Source organism: Micromonospora tarensis (assembly GCF_016803395.1).
Lineage (GTDB): Bacteria > Actinomycetota > Actinomycetes > Mycobacteriales > Micromonosporaceae > Micromonospora > Micromonospora tarensis.
In genome coordinates this window covers 1-2,280 of sequence record NZ_JAEVHL010000447.1, presented here as the reverse complement: position 1 = coordinate 2,280, position 2,280 = coordinate 1, and the positions used below count along the sequence as shown (strand labels likewise).

The 2,280-nt window shown below is 75.3% G+C and carries 3 protein-coding genes; all 3 read left to right on the top strand.

Translation table 11 applies throughout. The features are described 5' to 3' along the window. Window positions 1–281: aminotransferase class I/II-fold pyridoxal phosphate-dependent enzyme (locus JM949_RS35325; protein WP_203152390.1), on the top strand; the 281-nt coding region annotated here is incomplete at its 5' end. A gap of 114 nt (window positions 282–395) precedes the next feature. Further along, window positions 396–1,121, top strand: coding sequence for a dethiobiotin synthase (gene bioD / locus JM949_RS35320; protein ID WP_203152389.1), 726 nt, complete (start codon window positions 396–398; stop codon window positions 1,119–1,121). Between the two features lie 54 nt (window positions 1,122–1,175). Then, window positions 1,176–2,280: sensor histidine kinase (locus JM949_RS35315; RefSeq protein WP_309232456.1), on the top strand; the 1,105-nt coding region annotated here is incomplete at its 3' end.

Here is a 2,280-nt window from a genome sequence, read left to right as displayed (position 1 = left end):
CGGAGCTGTCCGACCGGGTGACGCTGGCGGTCGGTCGACTGCGGGCGGCCGGGCTGACCGTCTCGACCCCGGACGCGGCGGTGGTCTCGGTGACCGCCCCCGGGCCGGAGGCGGCGAGCGCCTGGGCCGCCGACTGCCGCGACCGGGGTGTCGCGGTGGGCTGTTTCCGACCCCCGTCCACCCCGGACACCCGCTCCCGGCTGCGACTCACGATCAGCGCCGGGGTGCCCCGCGCCGAGTTCGAGCGGGCGCTGGCCGTGATCGTGGAGTGCGCACCGTGAGCGCGAGGAGTGAGCCGGGTTTGCGAGCCCCGCAGTCGCGAACAGAGGCGGCACCGTGAGCGCCAGGAGTGCGCCGGGTCGGCGAGCTTCGCAGTCTCGAACAGAGGTGGTCCGGTGAGCGCTTGGCAGGGGCCGGTAGTGGTGACCGGCACGGACACCGAGGTCGGTAAGACAGTGGTGACCGCGGCGATCGCGGCCGCCGCGCAGGCCGCCGGGCTACGGGTGGCCGTGATCAAACCCGGCCAGACCGGCACCGCCGGTGGTGAGCCCGGCGACGTGGACGCGGTCAACCGGCTGGCTGCTCCGCTGACCGGGCGGACCCTGGCCAGCTACCCGGACCCGCTCGCGCCGTTGGCCGCCGCCCGGGTCGCCGAGCTGCCGCCGTTGGAGTTGTACGCGGCGGTGGACGCGGTGCGGGAGGAGGCCGACAAGCACGACCTGGTGTTGATCGAGGGCGCGGGTGGGCTGCTGGTCCCGATGGGGCTGCGCCCGTCGGGCGAGTTGTGGACGATGGCCGACCTGGCGGTGTCGCTCGGCGCCCCGGCCGTGGTGGTCGCCCGCGCCGGGTTGGGCACGCTGAACCACACCGCGCTGACCCTGGAGGCGCTGGACCGCCGGGCGGTGCCGGCCGGTGTGGTCATCGGCGCCTGGCCGAGCAGGCCGGAGCTGGTGCACTGGACGAACCTCACCGACCTGGTGCCGAACCTGCTCGGCGCGTTGCCCGACGGCGCCGGGGCGATGGACCCGGGCGTGTTCCGGCGCTCCGCGCCGGGTTGGCTCACCCCGGCGCTGCACGGCGTCCTCGACGACTGGCGGGTCTGGGCCGAGGAGAGCGGCTGAACACCTGACTTTCGTCGGTGTCCGCCCAGGTCGGGCGTCGGTAGCCTGGCGGCCGTGCGGATCCTGGACTGCGCACCGCCGGTGTGGTCGGACCGGTGGCGTCGCCTGCTGCTGGACGTGCTGCTCTGGGCGGTGGTCGCCGCCCCGGTCGGCTACGCCGGGGTCGACCCGCCCTTCTCGCGGTACGCGTTGCCGCTGCTGGTCGGCAAGCTGCTGCTGCTCGCCGTGACGGTGGCGGCGAGTCGACGTCAGCCGTTGGTCGCCCTGGTGCTGGTGGTGCTCGGATCGGTGGTCGACGGCAACTTCGTGTTCGCCATTCCGATCTTCAGCTATCTCGCGGGACGGCGCAGCGCCACCGCGGGCCCGGCGGTCGTGGTCTTCGTGCTGATCGCGGCCGGTGGCACGGCACTCAACCTGGGCCTGCTCGGTACCGGCGCGGCCACCTGGTTCCTGCTCGCCTCGGTGCTGCTCTTCGCCGCCGTGTTCCCCTGGCTGGTCGGCCGGTACCGGCGCCAGCAGCAGGAGTTGGCCGACGCGGGCCGCCGGCACGTCGACGCGCTGGTCCGCGAGGAGCGCGGCGCCGCCGAGCGGATCCGGCTGCGGGAGCGGGCTCGGATCGCCGGCGAGATGCACGACTCGCTCGGTCACGACCTGAGCCTGATCGCGCTGCGCGCCGCCGCCCTGGAGGTCGCCGCCGACCTCGACGACCGGCACCGGGTCGCGGCGGGGGAGTTGCGGGCCAGTGTCTCGGCCGCCACCGAGCGGCTGCACGAGATTATCGGGCTGCTCCGCGAGGAGGGTGGCGCGTCGCTGCGTCCGAGTGGGGAGACCGTCGCCGACCTGGTCGGTGGCGCCCGGGAGGCCGGCATGGCGGTACGGCTGGACGCCGCCCCGGAGGTCACCGACCTGCCGGCGATGACCGGTCACGCGGCGCACCGGATCGTCCGTGAGGCGCTCACCAACGCGGCCCGGTACGCACCGGGTGCCCCGGTGCAGGTGCGGCTGGCTCGCGACGGCGACCAGGTCGAGGTGACAGTGGCCAACGCCGCCGCGCCGGCCGGGCCGTTGCCCGCCCCGCCGTCGCAGGGCAGCGGCCTGCTGGCGCTCGCCCGAGCGGGTCCGCCTCGCCGGTGGGACGCTCGACGCCGGCCACCGGGCC